This is a genomic window from Streptomyces sp. NPDC050806, from assembly GCF_055586425.1.
This window is the reverse complement of record NZ_JBVJIF010000002.1, coordinates 283,557-299,000: the sequence shown is the minus strand read 5'-3', so window position 1 is coordinate 299,000 and position 15,444 is coordinate 283,557. Positions and strand designations below refer to the sequence as shown.

Below are 15,444 nucleotides of genomic sequence, written 5' to 3'. Positions count from 1 at the left end.
CCCGACGCCGCGGCGTATACGTGGCGGCTCGAACGCCCCTGGTCCCCCAGCAGGGGGTTACCCAGAGGAAGCGGTGCGAACCCCGGCCCCCTCAACACCGCCGGCGCGTATACGTGGCGGCTCGAACACCCCCGTCCCCCCAACAGGGGGTTACCCGAAGGAGGGGGTGCGGAAGCGTCGGGGCTACCCGGAGGAGGCGGCGCGGACACGCCCGCCCCCCTTGGCGTAGCCCGCTCGGCTCGCCCGCGCCTTCGCGCAGCCCTCCCCCTGGTGTGCGCGAAGACGATCATCGTGCAATGCCGACGCAACACGCGCGTCACGCGCGCGTTCTAGGCTCCCCTCTGGTACCGCGATATCGCTGGTTTCTGGCGCTTTCTCCGGAGTTCACCGGGCGGCCATCATCCCCGACAATGCCGATCACCCGAGGAAATGGGGTCTCCGTGGGAGAGAAAAACACCGAAGCCACCGAAAACGCGGGGCTGCGCGGTGAACTGAAACAGCGCCATATGCGGCTCATCGCCCTCGGCGGCGTCATCGGCGCGGGGCTCTTCGTCGGCAGCGGCGTGGTCATCGAGGACGCCGGTCCGGCCGCGATCATCTCGTTCATGCTGGCCGGCGGGCTGGTCATCCTGGTCATGCGGATGCTCGGCGAAATGGCGGTGGCCCGTCCCTCGGTCGGCTCCTTCTACGCGTACGCACGTCTCGCCCTGGGCAATTGGGGCGGATTCACCATCGGCTGGCTCTACTGGTATTTCTGGGTGAACGTGGTGGCGCTGGAAGCCGTGGCCGGCGCGAGCCAGCTGCACGTCTGGCTGCCGGGCATTCCACTCTGGGTCATCAGCCTCTGCCTGATGGTCATCCTCACCGCGGTCAACATGTTCTCGGTGAAGTCCTTCGGAGAGTTCGAGTACTGGTTCTCCTCCATCAAGGTCGCCGCCATCACCGTATTTCTCGTCCTCGGCCTGGTATTCGTCCTCGGAATGTGGCCCGGCGCGCACGCCGACGTATCGAACCTGACCGCGCATCAGGGGTTCGCGCCGCACGGCATCGGCCCGGTGCTCGCCGCCGTCATTCCCGCGGTCGGTTTCTTCACCGGTGCGGAGATCGCCGCGCTGGCGGCATCGGAGTCCAGCGAGCCGCGCCGCAACGTCGCCAAGGCCACCAACTCCGTCGTCCTGCGCGTGCTGCTCTTCTACGTCGGCTCGATCTTCCTGGTCATCGCGATCGTGCCGTGGAACAAGCCGGACGTGGCCGACGGCCCGTACGTCGCGGCGCTCCAGGAGATCGGCATCCCCTCCGCGGGCACCCTGATGCGGATCCTCGTACTGGTCGCCGTGCTCTCCTCGCTCAACGCGGGCCTCTACAGCGCCTCCCGCATCGTCTTCGCGCTCACCCGGAACGGCGACGCGCCACGCGGCCTGACCAAGCTCAGCAAGCGGGGCGTGCCGCGCCGCGCGATCCTCCTCGCGACCACCCTCGGCTACGTCTCGGTGATCATCGCGTACGTCTCGCCGGACGCCGTCTTCTCCTTCATCGTGCACTCCTACGGAGCGGTGGCCCTCTTCGTGTACCTGCTCGTCGCCCTCTCCCAGTTGCGGCTGCGCCGCCGCCTGGAGCGCGAGGACCCGGAATCGCTCCAGCTGCGGATGTGGTGGTACCCGTACCTGAGCTGGTTCACGGTGGCCGCGATGACGGTGGTGATCGTCACGATGGCCGTGCTGCCCTCCACCCGTATGGACTTCGCGGCCAGCGCCGTCACGCTCGTGGTCGTGCTCGCGGCGTACGGCGTGCGCGCGTACCGGCGGCGCGGCCGGGGCGGGCCCGCCGCCGGGGCGCCGGCCGGGGCCCCCGCCGACGCCCCGGGGACGGGCGCCACGGCGGTACCGGCACCGGAGGCGGAGGCGCCCCGGCCCTGAGGCGGTCCCCGGCCCTGAGGCGGTCAGGCGGTCCCCGGCCCTGAGGCGGTCCTCGGGCCCGAGGCGAACCCCCGGGCCCGAGGCGGAGCGCGGGCCGTGCGGGAGACGGCCCGCGCCCTCGGCGGTGCGGTGGGTCGGATCACCACGCCGGTGTCTTCCGTACGGCTGGATCACCGCGCCTGTGTCCTCCGTACGGCTAGACCACCGCGCCCGTGTCTTCCGTACGGCTCGCGCCCGCCCGGCGGCGTGGTCCGGTCAGGGACGGCGCGGGCCCGCGGCGGGCGACCGGCCGGGGCGGCGGCGCCGAGCTGCGGGCCTCCAGCGAGATGGCCAGCGGCATGGCTGTGAACAGCGACGAGTACGTGCCGACGCCGATGCCGATCAGCAGCGCCACCGCGAAGTCGGTGAGCGTGTCCCCGCCCAGGAACGCCAGCGCGGCCAGGATCAGGACGGCGCCGATGCCGGTGTTCACCGTGCGCGGCAGGGTCTGCAGGATCGCGGAGTTGGCGATCCGGTCGAACCGGGTCCTGCGGTTCGCGCCCCACAGCTCGCGCACCCGGTCGAAGACCACGACGGAGTCGTTGACGGAGTACCCGATGACGGTGAGCAGCGCCGCCAGGAACACCCCGTCGACGGGCTTGCCCAGCCAGGCGAAGACGCCGACGAGGATCAGCACGTCGTGCGCCATGGCGGCGACCGCGGAGGCCCCGAAGGTCCAGCGGAAGCGGACCGCGAGGTAGCCGAGCTGGGCGAGCAGCGCCACGCCGAGGGCGATCAGCGCGTTGCGGCGCAGTTCGTCCCCCAGGCTCGGGCCGATCAGCTCGTCCCGTACCTTCTCGGTCTTCCCGCCGAGCCCGGCGACGGCGGCCCGGACCTCGCCCTCCTGCGTGGCGGTCAGCTTCTCGGTGCGTACGGTGAGGCCGCCGTCGCCCGAGGAGTTCACGACGGCGCGCGGGAAGCCGGCGTCGGCGAGCGCCGTGCGGGCCGCTCCCGGGTCCACCCGGGTGGCGGTGGTGTACTCGATCATCCGGCCGCCGGTGAACTCCACGCCGAACTCCAGGCCGCGCAGTCCGATGCCGCCGACGGCGAGGACGAGGACGAGCGCGGAGCCGGCGAGCCAGCGGCGCCGGTGGCGCATCAGGTCGGGCGAGCGGCGGGTGAGCCAGGTGCGTACCCGGCCCTCGTTCGCCAGTCCGGTGATTCGCGGCGCGGCCCGTACGAGGTCCCGGCCGACGGCGAATTCGGCGAGGACGCGGGTGACGACGAGTGCGCTGATCATCGAGGCGAGGACGCCGATGGAGAGGGTGACCCCGAAGCCGCGTACCGGCCCGGAGGCGAAGAAGAACAGCAGGCCGGCGGCGAGCAGGGTGGTGATGTTGGAGTCGGCGACGGCGCTGAGGGCGTTGCGGAAGCCGGCGGTGAGGGCGGCGCGGATGCTGGGCCGCGCGATGTCGGCCGCGCCGCCGCCCCGTTTCCGCTTGCGGCCGGTGACCGCGTACTCCTCCCTGGCCCGTTCGAACACGAGGACGTTGGCGTCGACGGCCATGCCGATGGCCAGGACGAAGCCGGCCAGGCCGGGGAGGGTGAGCGTGGCGCCGAGCGCCAGCAGCGCGGCGTAGGAGATCAGCGCGTAGCAGGCCAGGGCGAGCGCGGCGAGGGCGCCGAGCAGCCGGTAGACGACGGTGATGAAGAGCGCGGTGAGGGTGATGCCGATGACCGCGGCCCGTGCGCTGGCCTCGATGGCGTCGGCGCCGAGCGTCGGCCCGACGGTCCGCTGTTCGACCAGCTCGACCGGGACGGGCAGTGCGCCGCCCTTGATGAGCAGCGCGAGGTCCTGGGCCTCCTGCTGGGTGAAGCCGCCGGTGATCTGGGTGGCGCCGCCGGTGATGCCGGTGCCGCAGGCCACCGACTCGTTCACCTGCGGGGAGGAGATGACCTTGTCGTCGAGGACGATGGCGGCGCGGCGGGCCGGGTCGCCCACCGGGTTGCAGGCGGCTTCCCCGGTGAGTTCCGCCCACTTGCGTTCGCCGTCGCCGCGCAGGTCGACGCTGACGTACCAGCCGCTGCCGCGCTCGGCGTCGAATCCGGCCTCGGCGCCGTCGACCTGCTCGCCGGTGAGTGCGGCCGGGCCGACGCGCAGCGGCTGTCCGGACTCGTCGCGCAGGCTGCGCTCGTCCTTGGGCCCCTGCCGGCGGGAGTCGGCCGGTTCGGTGCCGCGTACGGGGTGGAAGGTGAGCTGGGCGGTGCGGCCGAGGACCTGGGCGGCCTCGCGCGGGTCCTGGACGCCGGGGAGTTCGACGACGATGCGGTTCTCGCCGGAGCGGGCGAGGTTCGGTTCGGAGACGCCGAGGCCGTCGACGCGGCGGCGCAGCACTTCCAGGGTGCGTTCGGTGGCCTCCCGGCCGGCCTCGGTGGTGGGTGTGTCCCGGGTCTCCAGGACCATCCGGGTGCCGCCGCGCAGGTCGAGTCCGAGGCGTGGCGACTGGGTCAGGGTCAGGTAGAGCGACAGGGCGAGGACGGCGAGCGCGAGCAGCGCGCGCAGCCTCGAAGCGCGGTTCATGGGCGGGTGCCTCCAACAGGCGGTCGCGCCGGTGGCGTACGGGCGCGACGGGGATCCGTGCCGATACGCGGTCGCGTGCGGGCACGGCGGGGGACGCCGCGGCCGTTCCGTACGGGCGCGGCGGGGGCACGGCGGTCGCCGCCCCGGCCGGTGGCCGGGTCAGGGTGTGCCGTGGTGGGAGGTGTTCACCTGTGGGAGAGGGGCGGGGCGCGGGCCGGCCGGAGGCCCGCCGAGAACTGCTGCCGGTCGGTGGTGTCCCCGCGTACCGGCAGCCAGGACAGGGTCCGTGGCGGGGGTGCGGCGTGGCCGGCCGGGCCGAGGCCCGGGGCCGGGTGCGCCACGTGCTGCTCGGCCGGCGCGGTGCGGCCGGTGGTGCGCAGGACGGCGTGCAGGTTCGCGGGGTGCGCGGAGCCGTCGTGCGCGTGCGGGGGTCCTGCCGGGTGCGCCGCGGCGTACGGGGTGCCGGCCGTGTACGGGGCGGTGGCGGCCGCCGCGGTGGGGCTGAGCCCGCCGAGGACGAGCGCGAGGACCGCGAGCAGTGCCCGCAGGGCGCCCGCCGGCCGCATCCGCCGGTCCATGCCGCTGCCTCCCGTCCGCCCCGCCGCCCGGACGGCGGCCTGATCGCCGCACCCGGACGGGTGTCCGCACACTCTGCCACGACCGGGCGGTTTTCGAGAGCCTCCGGTGGCGGCCGGTTCCTCGCAGGGCCTCCGGTGACGGCCGACTCCTCGGAAGGCCTCCGGTGGCGGCCGGTTCCTTCGAGGCCCGCCGGACACGCCGGTGTCCTGAGCCGCGCGCGTCAGCGGGTACGCGTACGGCCCGCCCCCGAGGGGAGCGGGCCGTACGTGGGGCGGGCCGGGTCAGCCGTTCTTCTGCGCCAGGCGGAGCAGGTGGTCGGCGAGCGCCTGGCCGCCGTCCGGGTCGCGGCTGATCAGCAGCAGGGTGTCGTCACCGGCGATGGTGCCGAGGATGACGTGCAGCTCGGCCTGGTCGATGGCCGAGGCGAGGAACTGGGCCGCGCCGGGCGGGGTGCGCAGCACCACCAGGTTGGCCGACGCCTCCGCGGAGATGAGCAGCTCGCCGGAGAGGCGGCGCATCCGCTCCTCCTTGGCCGACTCGCCCAGTGGTGCCTTGGGGGTACGGAAGCCGCCCTCGCTGGGCACCGCGTAGATCAGCTCACCGTTGGTGTTGCGGATCTTCACCGCGCCCAGCTCGTCCAGGTCGCGGGAGAGCGTCGCCTGGGTGACGCTCAGCCCGTCGTCGGACAGCAGCTTGGCCAGCTGGCTCTGCGACCTCACCGGCTCGCGGTTGAGGATGTCCACGATCCGGCGGTGCCGGGCGGTCCGGGTCTGCGGCACGGCGGGGCCGTGCAGCGAATCGTTGTCCTGCGCCTCGGTCATCGTCTCTGTCAGTCTCCGGCTCGTCGTTCCCCGTCGGCCGCCTCGACGGCCGCGTCGAGGACGCCGGGGAGTTTCTGGAGGAACGTGTCCACTTCAGCGTCGGAGACGATCAGCGGCGGCGCGAGCCGGACCACGTCCGGTGCGACGGAGTTCACCAGGAGACCTGCGTCCTGTGCGGCCTGCTGCGCCTTCGGCGCGTGCGGCCCGCTCAAGACGATACCCAGCAGCAGGCCCGCGCCGCGGACCGAGCCGACGAGCGGGTGTTCCAGGGCCTCGATCCCGGCCCGCAGCCGCTCCCCGGCCTGCTTCACGTGGTCCAGCAGCCCGTCCGCCTCGATGGTGTCCAGGACGGCCAGCGCGGCGGCGCAGACGACCGGGTTGCCGCTGAAGGTGGAGCCGTGGGCGCCGGGGGTGAGCAGCTCGGCGGCCTTGCCGTACGCGAGGGTCGCGCCGATCGGCAGGCCGCCGCCCAGGCCCTTGGCGAGGGTGATGATGTCGGCGTCGACGACGCCCTGGGCCTGGGACTCCAGCCAGTGCCCGGTCCGGCCGATGCCGGTCTGGATCTCGTCCAGGACGAGCAGGGTGCCGGTGGCGGCGGTGATCTCGCGGGCGGCCCGCAGGTAGCCGGCCGGGGGCACGACGACGCCGTTCTCGCCCTGGAGGGGCTCCAGGATGACGAAGGCGGTGTCGGTGGTGACGGCGGCCTTCAGCGCCTCGGTGTCGCCGTACGGGACGTATGTGACGTCGCCGGGCAGCGGCCGGAAGGGGTCCTGCTTGGCGGGCTGGCCCGTCAGCGCGAGGGAGCCCATCGTGCGGCCGTGGAAGCCGCCGACGGTGGAGACGACGTGGGTGCGTCCGGTGAGCCGGCCGATCTTGAAGGCGGCCTCGTTGGCCTCGGCGCCGGAGTTGGAGAAGTACACCCGCCCCGGACGGCCGCCGGCGATCCGCAGCAGCCGCTCGGCGAGGGCCACGGTGGGCTCGGCGACGAAGAAGTTCGAGACGTGGCCGAGGGTGGCGACCTGGTCGGAGACCGCGCGGACGATGGCCGGGTGCGCGTGGCCGAGCGCGTTGACCGCGATGCCGCCGAGGAAGTCCAGGTACTCGGCGCCGTCGGCGTCCCACACCCGGGCGCCCTCGCCACGCACCAGCGGGATGCGGGGCGTGCCGAAGTTGTCCATCATGGCGCCCTGCCAGCGCTTGGTGAGGTCCGTGTTGCTCGCACCGTCCGTCATGCCGTAGCCCCCTCGTCCGTGTCGTTCTTGGCATCCGGCAGGACCATCGTGCCGATGCCCTCGTCGGTGAAGATCTCCAGCAGGATGGAGTGCTGGACGCGCCCGTCGATCACCCGGGCGGTGTGCACGCCGTTGCGTACCGCGTGCAGGCAGCCGCGCATCTTGGGCACCATGCCGCTGGCCAGGTCCGGCAGGAGTTTCTCCAGCTCGGTGGCGGTGAGCCGGGAGATGACCTCGTCGCTGTGGGGCCAGTCCTCGTACAGCCCCTCGACGTCGGTGAGGACCATCAGCGTCTCGGCGTTCAGCGCGGCGGCCAGCGCGGCGGCGGCGGTGTCGGCGTTCACGTTGTAGACGTGGCCGTCGTCGGCGCTGCGGGCGACGGAGGAGATCACCGGGATCCGGCCGTCGTCGAGCAGGGCCTGGACGGCGCCCGGGTCGATGGCGGAGATCTCGCCGACCCGGCCGATGTCCACCAGCTCGCCGTCGATGTCGGCGTAGTGCTTGGTGGCGGTCATCAGGTGGGCGTCCTCGCCGGTCATGCCGACGGCGAGCGGCCCGTGCTGGTTGAGCAGCCCGACCAGCTCCCGCTGGACCTGCCCGGCCAGCACCATCCGGACGACGTCCATGGCCTCGGGCGTGGTGACCCGGAGCCCGGCCTTGAACTCCGACTCGATGCCGAGCGCGTCGAGCTGCTTGCTGATCTGCGGGCCGCCGCCGTGCACGACGACGGGGCGCAGCCCGGCGTGCCGGAGGAAGACGACGTCCTGCGCGAAGGCGGCCTTCAGCTCCTCGTCGATCATGGCGTTGCCGCCGAACTTGATGACGACGGTCTTGCCGTGGTGCCGGGTGAGCCAGGGCAGCGCCTCGATGAGGATGCGGGCCTTGGGCAGCGCGGTGTGCTTGCGGGTGCCCCCCGAACCTGCGGGGGTGGGCTGCTCGCTCATGAGGAGTACGCGCTGTTCTCGTGGACGTAGTCGGCGGTGAGGTCGTTGGCCCAGATCACGGCGGACTCGTCACCGGCGGCGAGGTCGGCGGTGATGCGGACCTCCCGGTAGCGCATGTCGACCAGGTCGCGGTCCTCCCCCACCGAGCCGTTCTTGCAGACCCAGACGTCGTTGATCGCGACGTTCAGCCGGTCCGGCTCGAAGGCGGCGGCGGTGGTGCCGATGGCGGAGAGCACCCGGCCCCAGTTCGGGTCCTCGCCGTGGATGGCGCACTTCAGGAGGTTGTTCCGGGCGATGGACCGGCCGACCTCGACGGCGTCGTCCTCGCTCGCGGCGTTGATCACCTCGATGCGGATGTCCTTGCTGGCGCCCTCGGCGTCACCGATGAGCTGCCGCGCGAGGTCGTCGCAGACCTCCCGCACGGCCTCGGCGAACTCGTCGAACGCCGGGGCGGTGCCGGACGCGCCCGAGGCGAGCAGCAGCACGGTGTCGTTGGTCGACATGCAGCCGTCGGAGTCCACCCGGTCGAAGGTCGTACGGGTCGCGGACCGCAGCGCCTTGTCCAGCTCCTCCGCGGGTACGTCGGCGTCGGTGGTGAGCACGACGAGCATGGTGGCCAGCCCCGGCGCGAGCATGCCCGCGCCCTTGGCCATGCCGCCGACGACCCAGCCCCCGCGCTCGGCGACCGCGGTCTTGTGGACGCTGTCGGTGGTCTTGATCGCGATGGCGGCCTTCTCGCCGCCGTGCGGGCTCAGCTCACCGGCCGCCTTCTCGACGCCGGGGAGCAGCTTGTCCATGGGCAGCAGCTCGCCGATCAGGCCGGTCGAGCAGACCGCGACCTCCCCGGCGTTCTGGCCGAGCACCTCGGCGACCTTCTCGGCGGTCGCGTGGGTGTCCTGGAAGCCCTTCGGTCCGGTGCACGCGTTGGCCCCGCCGGAGTTCAGCACGACGGAGCCGAGCTGCCCGGCCTTGAGCACCTGCTGGGACCAGAGGACCGGCGCCGCCTTGACGCGGTTGGCGGTGAAGACGCCGGCGGCGGCCAGTCGCGGGCCGTTGTTCACCACGAGGGCGAGGTCCGCGTTCCCGTTCTCCTTGATCCCGGCGGCGATGCCCGCCGCCGTGAATCCCTTGGCTGCCGTAACCGTCACGGCGCGACTCCGATCGTGGAAAGTCCCGTGTCCTCGGGGAGCCCGAGGGCGATGTTCATGCTCTGTACGGCGCCTCCGGCCGTACCCTTCGCGAGGTTGTCGATCGCGCAGATCACGATGATCCGGCCCGCGGCGGCGTCGTACGCGACCTGGAGGTGCGCCGCGTTCGAGCCGTACACGGCGGCCGTGGCGGGCCACTGCCCCTCGGGCAGCAGCCGCACGAAGGGCTCGTCGCCGAAGGCCTTCTCGTAGGCGGCGCGCAGGTCCTCCGCGGTCAGGCCCGGCTTGGCCTTGGCCGTGCAGGTGGCGAGGATGCCGCGGGGCATCGGCGCGAGGGTCGGCGTGAAGGACACGCTGACCGGCTCGCCGGCCGCGGCGCTGAGGTTCTGGATCATCTCGGGGGTGTGCCGGTGCACGCCGCCCACGCCGTACGGGCTCATCGACCCCATGACCTCGGAGCCGAGCAGGTGCGGCTTGGCCGCCTTGCCCGCACCCGAGGTGCCGGACGCCGCGACGATCACGGCCTCCGGCTCGGCCAGTCCCGCCACGTACGCCGGGAACAGCGCGAGGGAGACGGCGGTGGGGTAACAGCCCGGGACGGCGATGCGCTTGGACCCCTCCAGTGCGGCGCGCGCCCCGGGAAGCTCCGGCAGGCCGTACGGCCAGGTACCGGCGTGCGGGGAGCCGTAGAACTTCTCCCAGTCCGCCGCGTCCGTCAGCCGGAAGTCGGCGCCGCAGTCCACGACCAGCACGTCCGGGCCCAGCTCCTCGGCCACGGCCGCCGACTGCCCGTGCGGCAGCGCGAGAAAGACAACGTCGTGCCCGGCCAGCGCCTCGGTGGTGGTCTGCTCCAGCACCCGGTCCGCCAGTGGCGGCAGGTGCGGCTGGAGCGCGCCGAGCCGCTGTCCCGCATTGGAGTTACCGGTCAGCGCCCCGATCTCGACCTCGGGGTGCGCCAGCAGCAGACGCAGGACTTCCCCGCCCGCATATCCGCTGGCCCCGGCCACCGCCGCTCGTACAGTCATCGAATCCTCCTCATCGATGGCATGACTATACGGACCAGTGAAGTTTTATGCAACGCGGCCAGGCGCCCCGGGAATCCCACCCGCGCCCGAGCGGCACTCAGACGACGATGACCCGGCGCCCGCGGGTGTGGCCGGCCCGGCTGTCGGTGTGCGCCGCCGCGGCTTCGGCGAGCGCGTACGTCTTCTCGACCGGGATGTGGAGCCTGCCCCGCGAGATGAGGGCGGCGGCCTCGGCGAGCGCGTCCGGCACGCTCCCGGCCACGCCGGAGAACCGCACACCGAGCTTCGGCGCTCCGAGATCGGCGATGGAGATCACCTTCCGCGGATCCCCGGCCAGCTCGACGAGCTCGCGGAGCACGCCCGAGCCGGCCAGGTCGAGGGCCGCGTCGACGCGGCCGAGCCGCCGCACGCGCTCGGCCCAGCCCTCGCCGTACGTCGTGGCGAGGGCGCCCAGGCTCCGCAGGTAGTCCTGGTTCGCCGCCCCGGCCGTGCCGATCACCGTGATGCCGCGGTCGCGGGCGATCTGCAGCACCGCCGACCCGACTCCCCCTGACGCCCCGCTGACCAGCAGCGTCTGCCCCGGCCGCACACCGACCTCACGGATGATGCGCAGCGCGGTCTCCACCACCGAGGGGTACCCGGCCGCCTCTTCGAACGTCAGGCCCCCGGGCATCCGGGCCCAGGCCGACAGCACGGCGAACTCGGCGTAGGTGCTCGCCCCCTCGCCGAACACGTGGTCGCCGACCTCGATCCCTTCGACGCCCTCGCCGATCTCGTCCACCACCCCGGCGCCGTCCTGCCCGACCCCCGAGGGCAACTCGGTCGGATGAGCCCCCAGGACCTGGCCTTCACGGATCCGCCAGTCGACGGGGTTCACGCCCGCCGCCCGCACGGCGATGCGTACCTGGCCGGGGCCCGCGTGGGGCTCCTCGGCGGCTATCAGCTGCAGCACGTCCGGACCGCCGAACTCGGCGAAGCTCACTTTTCTCATGCGGCCGACCGTAACACTAACTGTTAGCGTTTTGGAGCTGTTCTTGTTTTGCATTTGGTAGCGTCAGGGCATGACCGAGCCGCCCGGACGCCGTGAGCGCAAGAAGGCCGCGACCCGCCAGAAGATCGCCGATGCCGCCCTGCGGCTCTTCCTGGAACGCGGATACGACGCGGTGGGCATCCGTGAGGTGGCCGCCGAGGCGGACGTGGCCGTGACCACGCTCTTCTCCCACTTCGCCTCGAAAGAGGCCCTGGTGTTCGAGCAGGACGAGAACTTCGAGCAGCGCCTCACGCAGGCGGTCACCGGCCGGGAGCCGCACGAGCCGCTCGTCCCCGCGCTGCGCCGCGAGATCCACGCCATGGTGCGCCACTGCACCGCGGACGGCGCCGCGCCGGTCCGGCGCCTGATCGACGCGTCACGTGCCCTGCGGGAGTACGAGGATTCGATGCGGCTGCGCCATGCGGAGTCCCTCGCCGCGGCCATCGCCGACGACCCCGGCCCGTCACCGACCACGACGGCCGGCCGGGCGATCGCGAGGTTCGTGATCGACGCCTATGCGCTGGCCCGGGAGGCGGCCGACCCGGAGGCCGCGGTGGACGAGGTCTTCCGGATGATCGAGGCGGCCTGGCAGGTCGCCGCCCCCGCCGAGGAGTCCACCGGCCGCGCGCCGTCCGCCACTTGACGGCCGCGGCCCTCGCCGGCCGGGTTCACATGACCGACGGGCAACGTTCACGTACGGGCGGAATGGGCGGCCGGCCGGGGGCGGTTCTCGGTACATGACAGTGGGAGTAGCACTCAACGCGACCGATACCGACAACCAGATCGACGCCTCCGTACGGCTGGCCGAGGAGGCCGCGGCCGCGGGGCTGCGGTCCGCCTGGTTCGGGCAGACCTTCGGCGCCGACTCGCCGCAGCTCGCGGCGATCGTGGGGCGCGCGGTGCCCGGCCTCCAGGTGGGCACGTCCGCGATCCCCGTCTTCGGACGCCACCCCCTGACCGTCGCCGGCCAGGCCCTCACCGCGCAGGCCGCCACGCACGGCCGCTACCACCTCGGGCTCGCGCTGGGCACCAAGTTCCTGACCGAAGGCGGCTTCGGCCTCCCCTTCGAGCGCCCCGTCGCCCGGCTGCGTGAATTCCTCACCGCGCTCCGGCAGTTGACCGAGACCGGCACCGCCGACTTCCACGGCGAACTGCTCACCGCCGCCACCCCGATCCCCGCCCGCGTCCCCGGCGCCGACGCGGGCGTACCCCTGCTCGTCGCCGCGATGGGGCCGCAGGCGCTGCGGGCCAGCGGCGAACTGGCGGACGGGATCCTGCCGTACCTCGCCGGTCCGCGTGCCCTGGCCGAGCACATCGTCCCGGCCGTCACCGCGGCGGCGGAGGCCGCCGGCCGGCCCGCGCCCCGCATCGTGGCACTGGTGCACGGCGTGGTCACCGACGACGTGGACGCCGTGCGCGACACGGCCACCGAACAGCTCGCCTTCTACGAGCAGATCCCCTCCTACGCCCGGGTCATCGAGCTCTCCGGCGGCAAACGGGCCGTCGACGTCGCGGTGATCGGCGACGAGCGGACGGTCGCCGAGGAGGTACGGCGCTACCGCGACGCCGGCGCTACCGAGGTGGTCTTCACCGGCACGGAGATCGCCGGGGACGCCGACCGGATCCGCACCTGGGACCTCCTGGGGTCACTGGCGGACTGAGCGGCGTACGCCCCGCGGCCGGCGGATCCGGCCTGCCGGCCGCGGGGCCGCCCCGTCAGCGCCCGGTCAGAGGCCGAAGGCGGCCGCGTACCGGATGACGCCGCCGGGCACGGGCGGCGCGTCCGGCGCGTCCGCGTCCAGCGGCAGGGCCATCAGCGCCTCGTCCGGCACCTCCATCGGCGCGCTGATGCCCCGGCGCGAGGCGGGCACGAAGCCGAACCGCGGGTAGTAGCCGGGGTGTCCGAGGACGACGACGAGGTGTTCGCCCCGCGCCCGTGCGGCGTCCAGCGCGGCGCGGATCACGGCCGAGCCGGCGCCCCGGCGCTGGTGCGCGGGGAGCACCGCGCAGGGAGCGAGCGCGAGCGCGGGCCGGCCGCCAACGTGGCAGCGGGTGAGCAGGGCGTGCGCGGCGACCGTGCCGTCCGGCGCCTCGGCCACCAGCGACAGGCCGTCGAGCCAGGCCCCGGGGTCCGCGCGCAGCGCGTCGACCAGGTCGGCCTCCTCGGCCCCGGGGAAGGCCGCGAGGTTGACCGCACGGACGGCGGCGACGTCCTCGGGGGTCTCGGGGCGGGTGGTCCAGGCGGCGGTGCCGGTGGTGTCGGTGCCGGCGGTGTCGGCGGTGTCGGTGCCGGGGATGTCGGTGCCGGTCATGCGGGTTCCGTTCTGGTGCGGGAAGGGGGTCCCGGAGCGGGGGCGGGCGTCGGAGCGGGGGCGCAGGACGTACGCCGCGTACCGGTACTCGTGGCCGTGTTCGCGGCGCAGGGCGATCTCCTCGCGTGCGCCGGCGACGGCCCGGTCCGTGCCGGGCCGGTCCGGGTCGACGGCGGCGATCCGCTCGGCGAGCGGGTCGTAGAACTCCGCCCACCAATCGCTGTCCGGCTGCGGCAGATGAGCGACGACCCGGTGGCCGGCGGCACCGGAGGGGTGACGCGGGTCAGGCCGGGACCCGGGAAGTGAGGATGGCCCGGGCGCCGCGTACAGCGGCGGTCTCCACGACAGTCATCAACTCACCTCCTCGTCACTCGGTCCCGTCACTCGATCTGCCGGCCGACGGTAGCACGCACCCCGGTGACCCGGCCGGGAATTACGCCGGGCACCGGGGCGCGTGGGCCGCCGTCAGGGGGCGGGGGTGAAGACCAGCGACGCGTTGTGGCCGCCGAAGCCGAAGGAATTGGTCAGGGCAGCGGGTACGGCGGTGCGGCGCGCGGCGCCGGTCACGACGTCCAGCTTCACCTCCGGGTCGAGGGTGTCGACGTTGAGGGTCGCCGGGACGACGCCGTCCCGTACCGCGAGGATCGTCGCGAGCGCGCCGAGGGAGCCGGCGGCGCCGAAGAGGTGGCCGGTCATCGACTTCGTCGCGGTGACGGCCGGGTGGGTGCCCACCGCCTCCGTGACCGACTGCGCCTCGGCCAGGTCGCCCTTGGGCGTGGACGTCGCGTGGGCGTGCACGAGCCCGATGTCCTGCGGCGCGAGCCCGGCCTCGGAGAGCGCCCGGCGCATGGCGCGGACCTGGCCCTCGGGGTGGGCGGCCGTGATGTGGAAGGCGTCCGAGGTGACGCCGGCCCCCGCGAGGGTGGCGTGCGCGCGGGCGGCCCGGGCGGCGGCGAACCCGGCGCGTTCCAGGACGACCACGGCGGCGCCCTCGCCGATGACGAAGCCGTCGCGGTCCACATCGAAGGGGCGGGAGGCCCGTTCCGGCTCGTCGTTGCGTGTCGAGTGCGCCTTGGCCTGCGCGAATCCCGCCATCGTCAGCCCGCAGATGCATGCCTCGGCGCCGCCCGCCACGACCACGTCGGCGCGGCCGAGCCGGATCAGGTCCGCGCCCATGGCGATCGCCTCGGCACCGGAAGCGCAGGCGCTGACGGGGGTGTGGGCGCCACCGCGGGCACCGAGTTCGATGCTGACCCAGGCGGCGGGGCCGTTCGCCATCAGCATCGGCACGGTGTGCGGCGACACCCTGCGCACTCCGGACGCCTCCAGGACGTCGTCCTGGCCGAGCATGGTCAGCGCGCCGCCGGTGCCCGTGCCGATCACCACGGCCAGCCGTTCGGGGTCGACGTCGGGCGTGCCCGCGTCGGCCCACGCCTCGCGCGCCGCGACCAGCGCGACCTGCTCGCAGCGGTCCATCCGGCGGGCCTGCACCCGGTCCAGCGTCTCGGACGGTTCGGCCGCGAGCCGGCCCGCGATCCGCCCGGGAAGCTGCGCCGCCCACTCCTCCTCGATGGGCCCGATGCCGGACCGGCCGGCCAGCATCGCGTTCCAGGTCGACACGGCGTCCCCGCCGAGCGGTGTCGTGGCCCCCAGGCCGGTGACCAGAACGTTGTCGGTGTCCACACTCATGGGCGCACCCTCTTTGTCGTAGAGATACAACAACCGGCCCCACGGTCGACAGTCCGGCCGTGCGGCAGGTCGCCAGGTCACTCGCCACTGTGTCAGTGCGTTCGGGAGAATCCAGGTGCCATGATCAACGGAGTCTCGCGGTCAGACCTTGTAAGGTTCACCCAAAGCCGGGAACGAATCCGACAGGT

The 15,444-nt window shown here is 73.4% G+C and carries 12 protein-coding genes and 1 pseudogene; 3 read left to right on the top strand and 10 right to left on the bottom strand.

The genetic code is table 11. The annotated features are described in order from the left end of the window. Positions 1-440 precede the first annotated feature (440 nt). A complete protein-coding gene (locus ACZ6WH_RS06775) occupies positions 441-1,916 on the top strand; it encodes an amino acid permease (RefSeq protein ID WP_469726576.1) in 1,476 nt (491 codons plus the stop codon). Positions 1,917-2,112: 196 nt separating this feature from the next. Here ACZ6WH_RS06775 and secD read toward each other — a convergent pair whose 3' ends face one another. The 8 genes from secD to ACZ6WH_RS06735 all read right to left on the bottom strand — a co-directional run bounded on the left by secD (position 2,113) and on the right by ACZ6WH_RS06735 (position 11,216). Continuing rightward, on the bottom strand, positions 2,113-4,476 hold the full coding sequence (gene secD / locus ACZ6WH_RS06770; protein ID WP_469726575.1) for a protein translocase subunit SecD: 2,364 nt from the start codon (positions 4,474-4,476) through the stop codon (positions 2,113-2,115). Positions 4,477-4,661: 185 nt separating this feature from the next. Then, positions 4,662-5,054: a hypothetical protein gene (locus ACZ6WH_RS06765; protein WP_469726574.1), complete on the bottom strand. Its 393-nt coding sequence runs from the start codon at positions 5,052-5,054 to the stop codon at positions 4,662-4,664. 282 nt (positions 5,055-5,336) lie between these two features. Further along, complete coding sequence (locus ACZ6WH_RS06760; RefSeq protein ID WP_361565035.1) at positions 5,337-5,876, bottom strand: arginine repressor; 540 nt, start codon at positions 5,874-5,876, stop codon at positions 5,337-5,339. An 8-nt stretch (positions 5,877-5,884) separates the two neighbouring features. Further along, positions 5,885-7,108 carry an acetylornithine transaminase gene (locus ACZ6WH_RS06755; protein ID WP_469726572.1) on the bottom strand — a complete coding sequence of 408 codons (1,224 nt, stop codon included), beginning with the start codon at positions 7,106-7,108 and terminating at the stop codon, positions 5,885-5,887. Next, positions 7,105-8,052: an acetylglutamate kinase gene (gene argB, locus ACZ6WH_RS06750; protein WP_432851962.1), complete on the bottom strand. Its 948-nt coding sequence runs from the start codon at positions 8,050-8,052 to the stop codon at positions 7,105-7,107. Before argB ends, ACZ6WH_RS06755 begins: the two co-directional genes overlap by 4 nt. Beyond that, entirely contained in the window at positions 8,049-9,200 is a 1,152-nt protein-coding gene (argJ, locus tag ACZ6WH_RS06745) for a bifunctional glutamate N-acetyltransferase/amino-acid acetyltransferase ArgJ (RefSeq protein WP_469726570.1), read from the bottom strand. The genes argB and argJ overlap by 4 nt, the downstream gene beginning before the upstream one ends. After that, positions 9,197-10,225, bottom strand: a complete 1,029-nt coding sequence (gene argC, locus ACZ6WH_RS06740; protein ID WP_469726568.1) for an N-acetyl-gamma-glutamyl-phosphate reductase — start codon at positions 10,223-10,225, stop codon at positions 9,197-9,199. Before argC ends, argJ begins: the two co-directional genes overlap by 4 nt. 97 nt (positions 10,226-10,322) lie before the next feature. After that, positions 10,323-11,216 (bottom strand): NADP-dependent oxidoreductase, encoded by an 894-nt coding sequence (locus ACZ6WH_RS06735; protein ID WP_469726567.1) that lies wholly within the window; start codon positions 11,214-11,216, stop codon positions 10,323-10,325. 70 nt (positions 11,217-11,286) lie between these two features. On the opposite strand from ACZ6WH_RS06735, the gene ACZ6WH_RS06730 reads away from it, so the two are divergent. Continuing rightward, on the top strand, positions 11,287-11,898 hold the full coding sequence (locus tag ACZ6WH_RS06730; protein ID WP_469726566.1) for a TetR/AcrR family transcriptional regulator: 612 nt from the start codon (positions 11,287-11,289) through the stop codon (positions 11,896-11,898). Positions 11,899-11,992: 94 nt separating this feature from the next. After that, positions 11,993-12,916 carry an LLM class F420-dependent oxidoreductase gene (locus ACZ6WH_RS06725; RefSeq protein WP_469726564.1) on the top strand — a complete coding sequence of 308 codons (924 nt, stop codon included), beginning with the start codon at positions 11,993-11,995 and terminating at the stop codon, positions 12,914-12,916. Positions 12,917-12,982: 66 nt separating this feature from the next. Here ACZ6WH_RS06725 and ACZ6WH_RS06720 read toward each other — a convergent pair. Together ACZ6WH_RS06720 and ACZ6WH_RS06715 are read right to left on the bottom strand one after the other, a co-directional pair. Further along, positions 12,983-13,735: pseudogene (locus ACZ6WH_RS06720) on the bottom strand (GNAT family N-acetyltransferase); the annotation flags it as partial. A gap of 297 nt (positions 13,736-14,032) precedes the next feature. Beyond that, positions 14,033-15,256, bottom strand: coding sequence for a beta-ketoacyl-[acyl-carrier-protein] synthase family protein (locus ACZ6WH_RS06715; protein ID WP_469726562.1), 1,224 nt, complete (start codon positions 15,254-15,256; stop codon positions 14,033-14,035). Between the last annotated feature and the right edge of the window lie 188 nt (positions 15,257-15,444).

What these genes read in the sequence shown, in the direction of transcription:
- secD (WP_469726575.1), bottom strand. Translation starts at nt 4,476, where the DNA reads ATGAACCGCGCTTCGAGGCTGCGCGCGCTGCTCGCGCTCGCCGTCCTC.
- ACZ6WH_RS06765 (WP_469726574.1), bottom strand. Translation starts at nt 5,054, where the DNA reads ATGGACCGGCGGATGCGGCCGGCGGGCGCCCTGCGGGCACTGCTCGCG.
- ACZ6WH_RS06760 (WP_361565035.1), bottom strand. Translation starts at nt 5,876, where the DNA reads ATGACCGAGGCGCAGGACAACGATTCGCTGCACGGCCCCGCCGTGCCG.
- ACZ6WH_RS06755 (WP_469726572.1), bottom strand. Translation starts at nt 7,108, where the DNA reads ATGACGGACGGTGCGAGCAACACGGACCTCACCAAGCGCTGGCAGGGC.
- argB (WP_432851962.1), bottom strand. Translation starts at nt 8,052, where the DNA reads ATGAGCGAGCAGCCCACCCCCGCAGGTTCGGGGGGCACCCGCAAGCAC.
- argC (WP_469726568.1), bottom strand. Translation starts at nt 10,225, where the DNA reads ATGACTGTACGAGCGGCGGTGGCCGGGGCCAGCGGATATGCGGGCGGG.
- ACZ6WH_RS06735 (WP_469726567.1), bottom strand. Translation starts at nt 11,216, where the DNA reads ATGAGAAAAGTGAGCTTCGCCGAGTTCGGCGGTCCGGACGTGCTGCAG.
- ACZ6WH_RS06730 (WP_469726566.1), top strand. Translation starts at nt 11,287, where the DNA reads ATGACCGAGCCGCCCGGACGCCGTGAGCGCAAGAAGGCCGCGACCCGC.
- ACZ6WH_RS06725 (WP_469726564.1), top strand. Translation starts at nt 11,993, where the DNA reads ATGACAGTGGGAGTAGCACTCAACGCGACCGATACCGACAACCAGATC.
- ACZ6WH_RS06715 (WP_469726562.1), bottom strand. Translation starts at nt 15,256, where the DNA reads ATGAGTGTGGACACCGACAACGTTCTGGTCACCGGCCTGGGGGCCACG.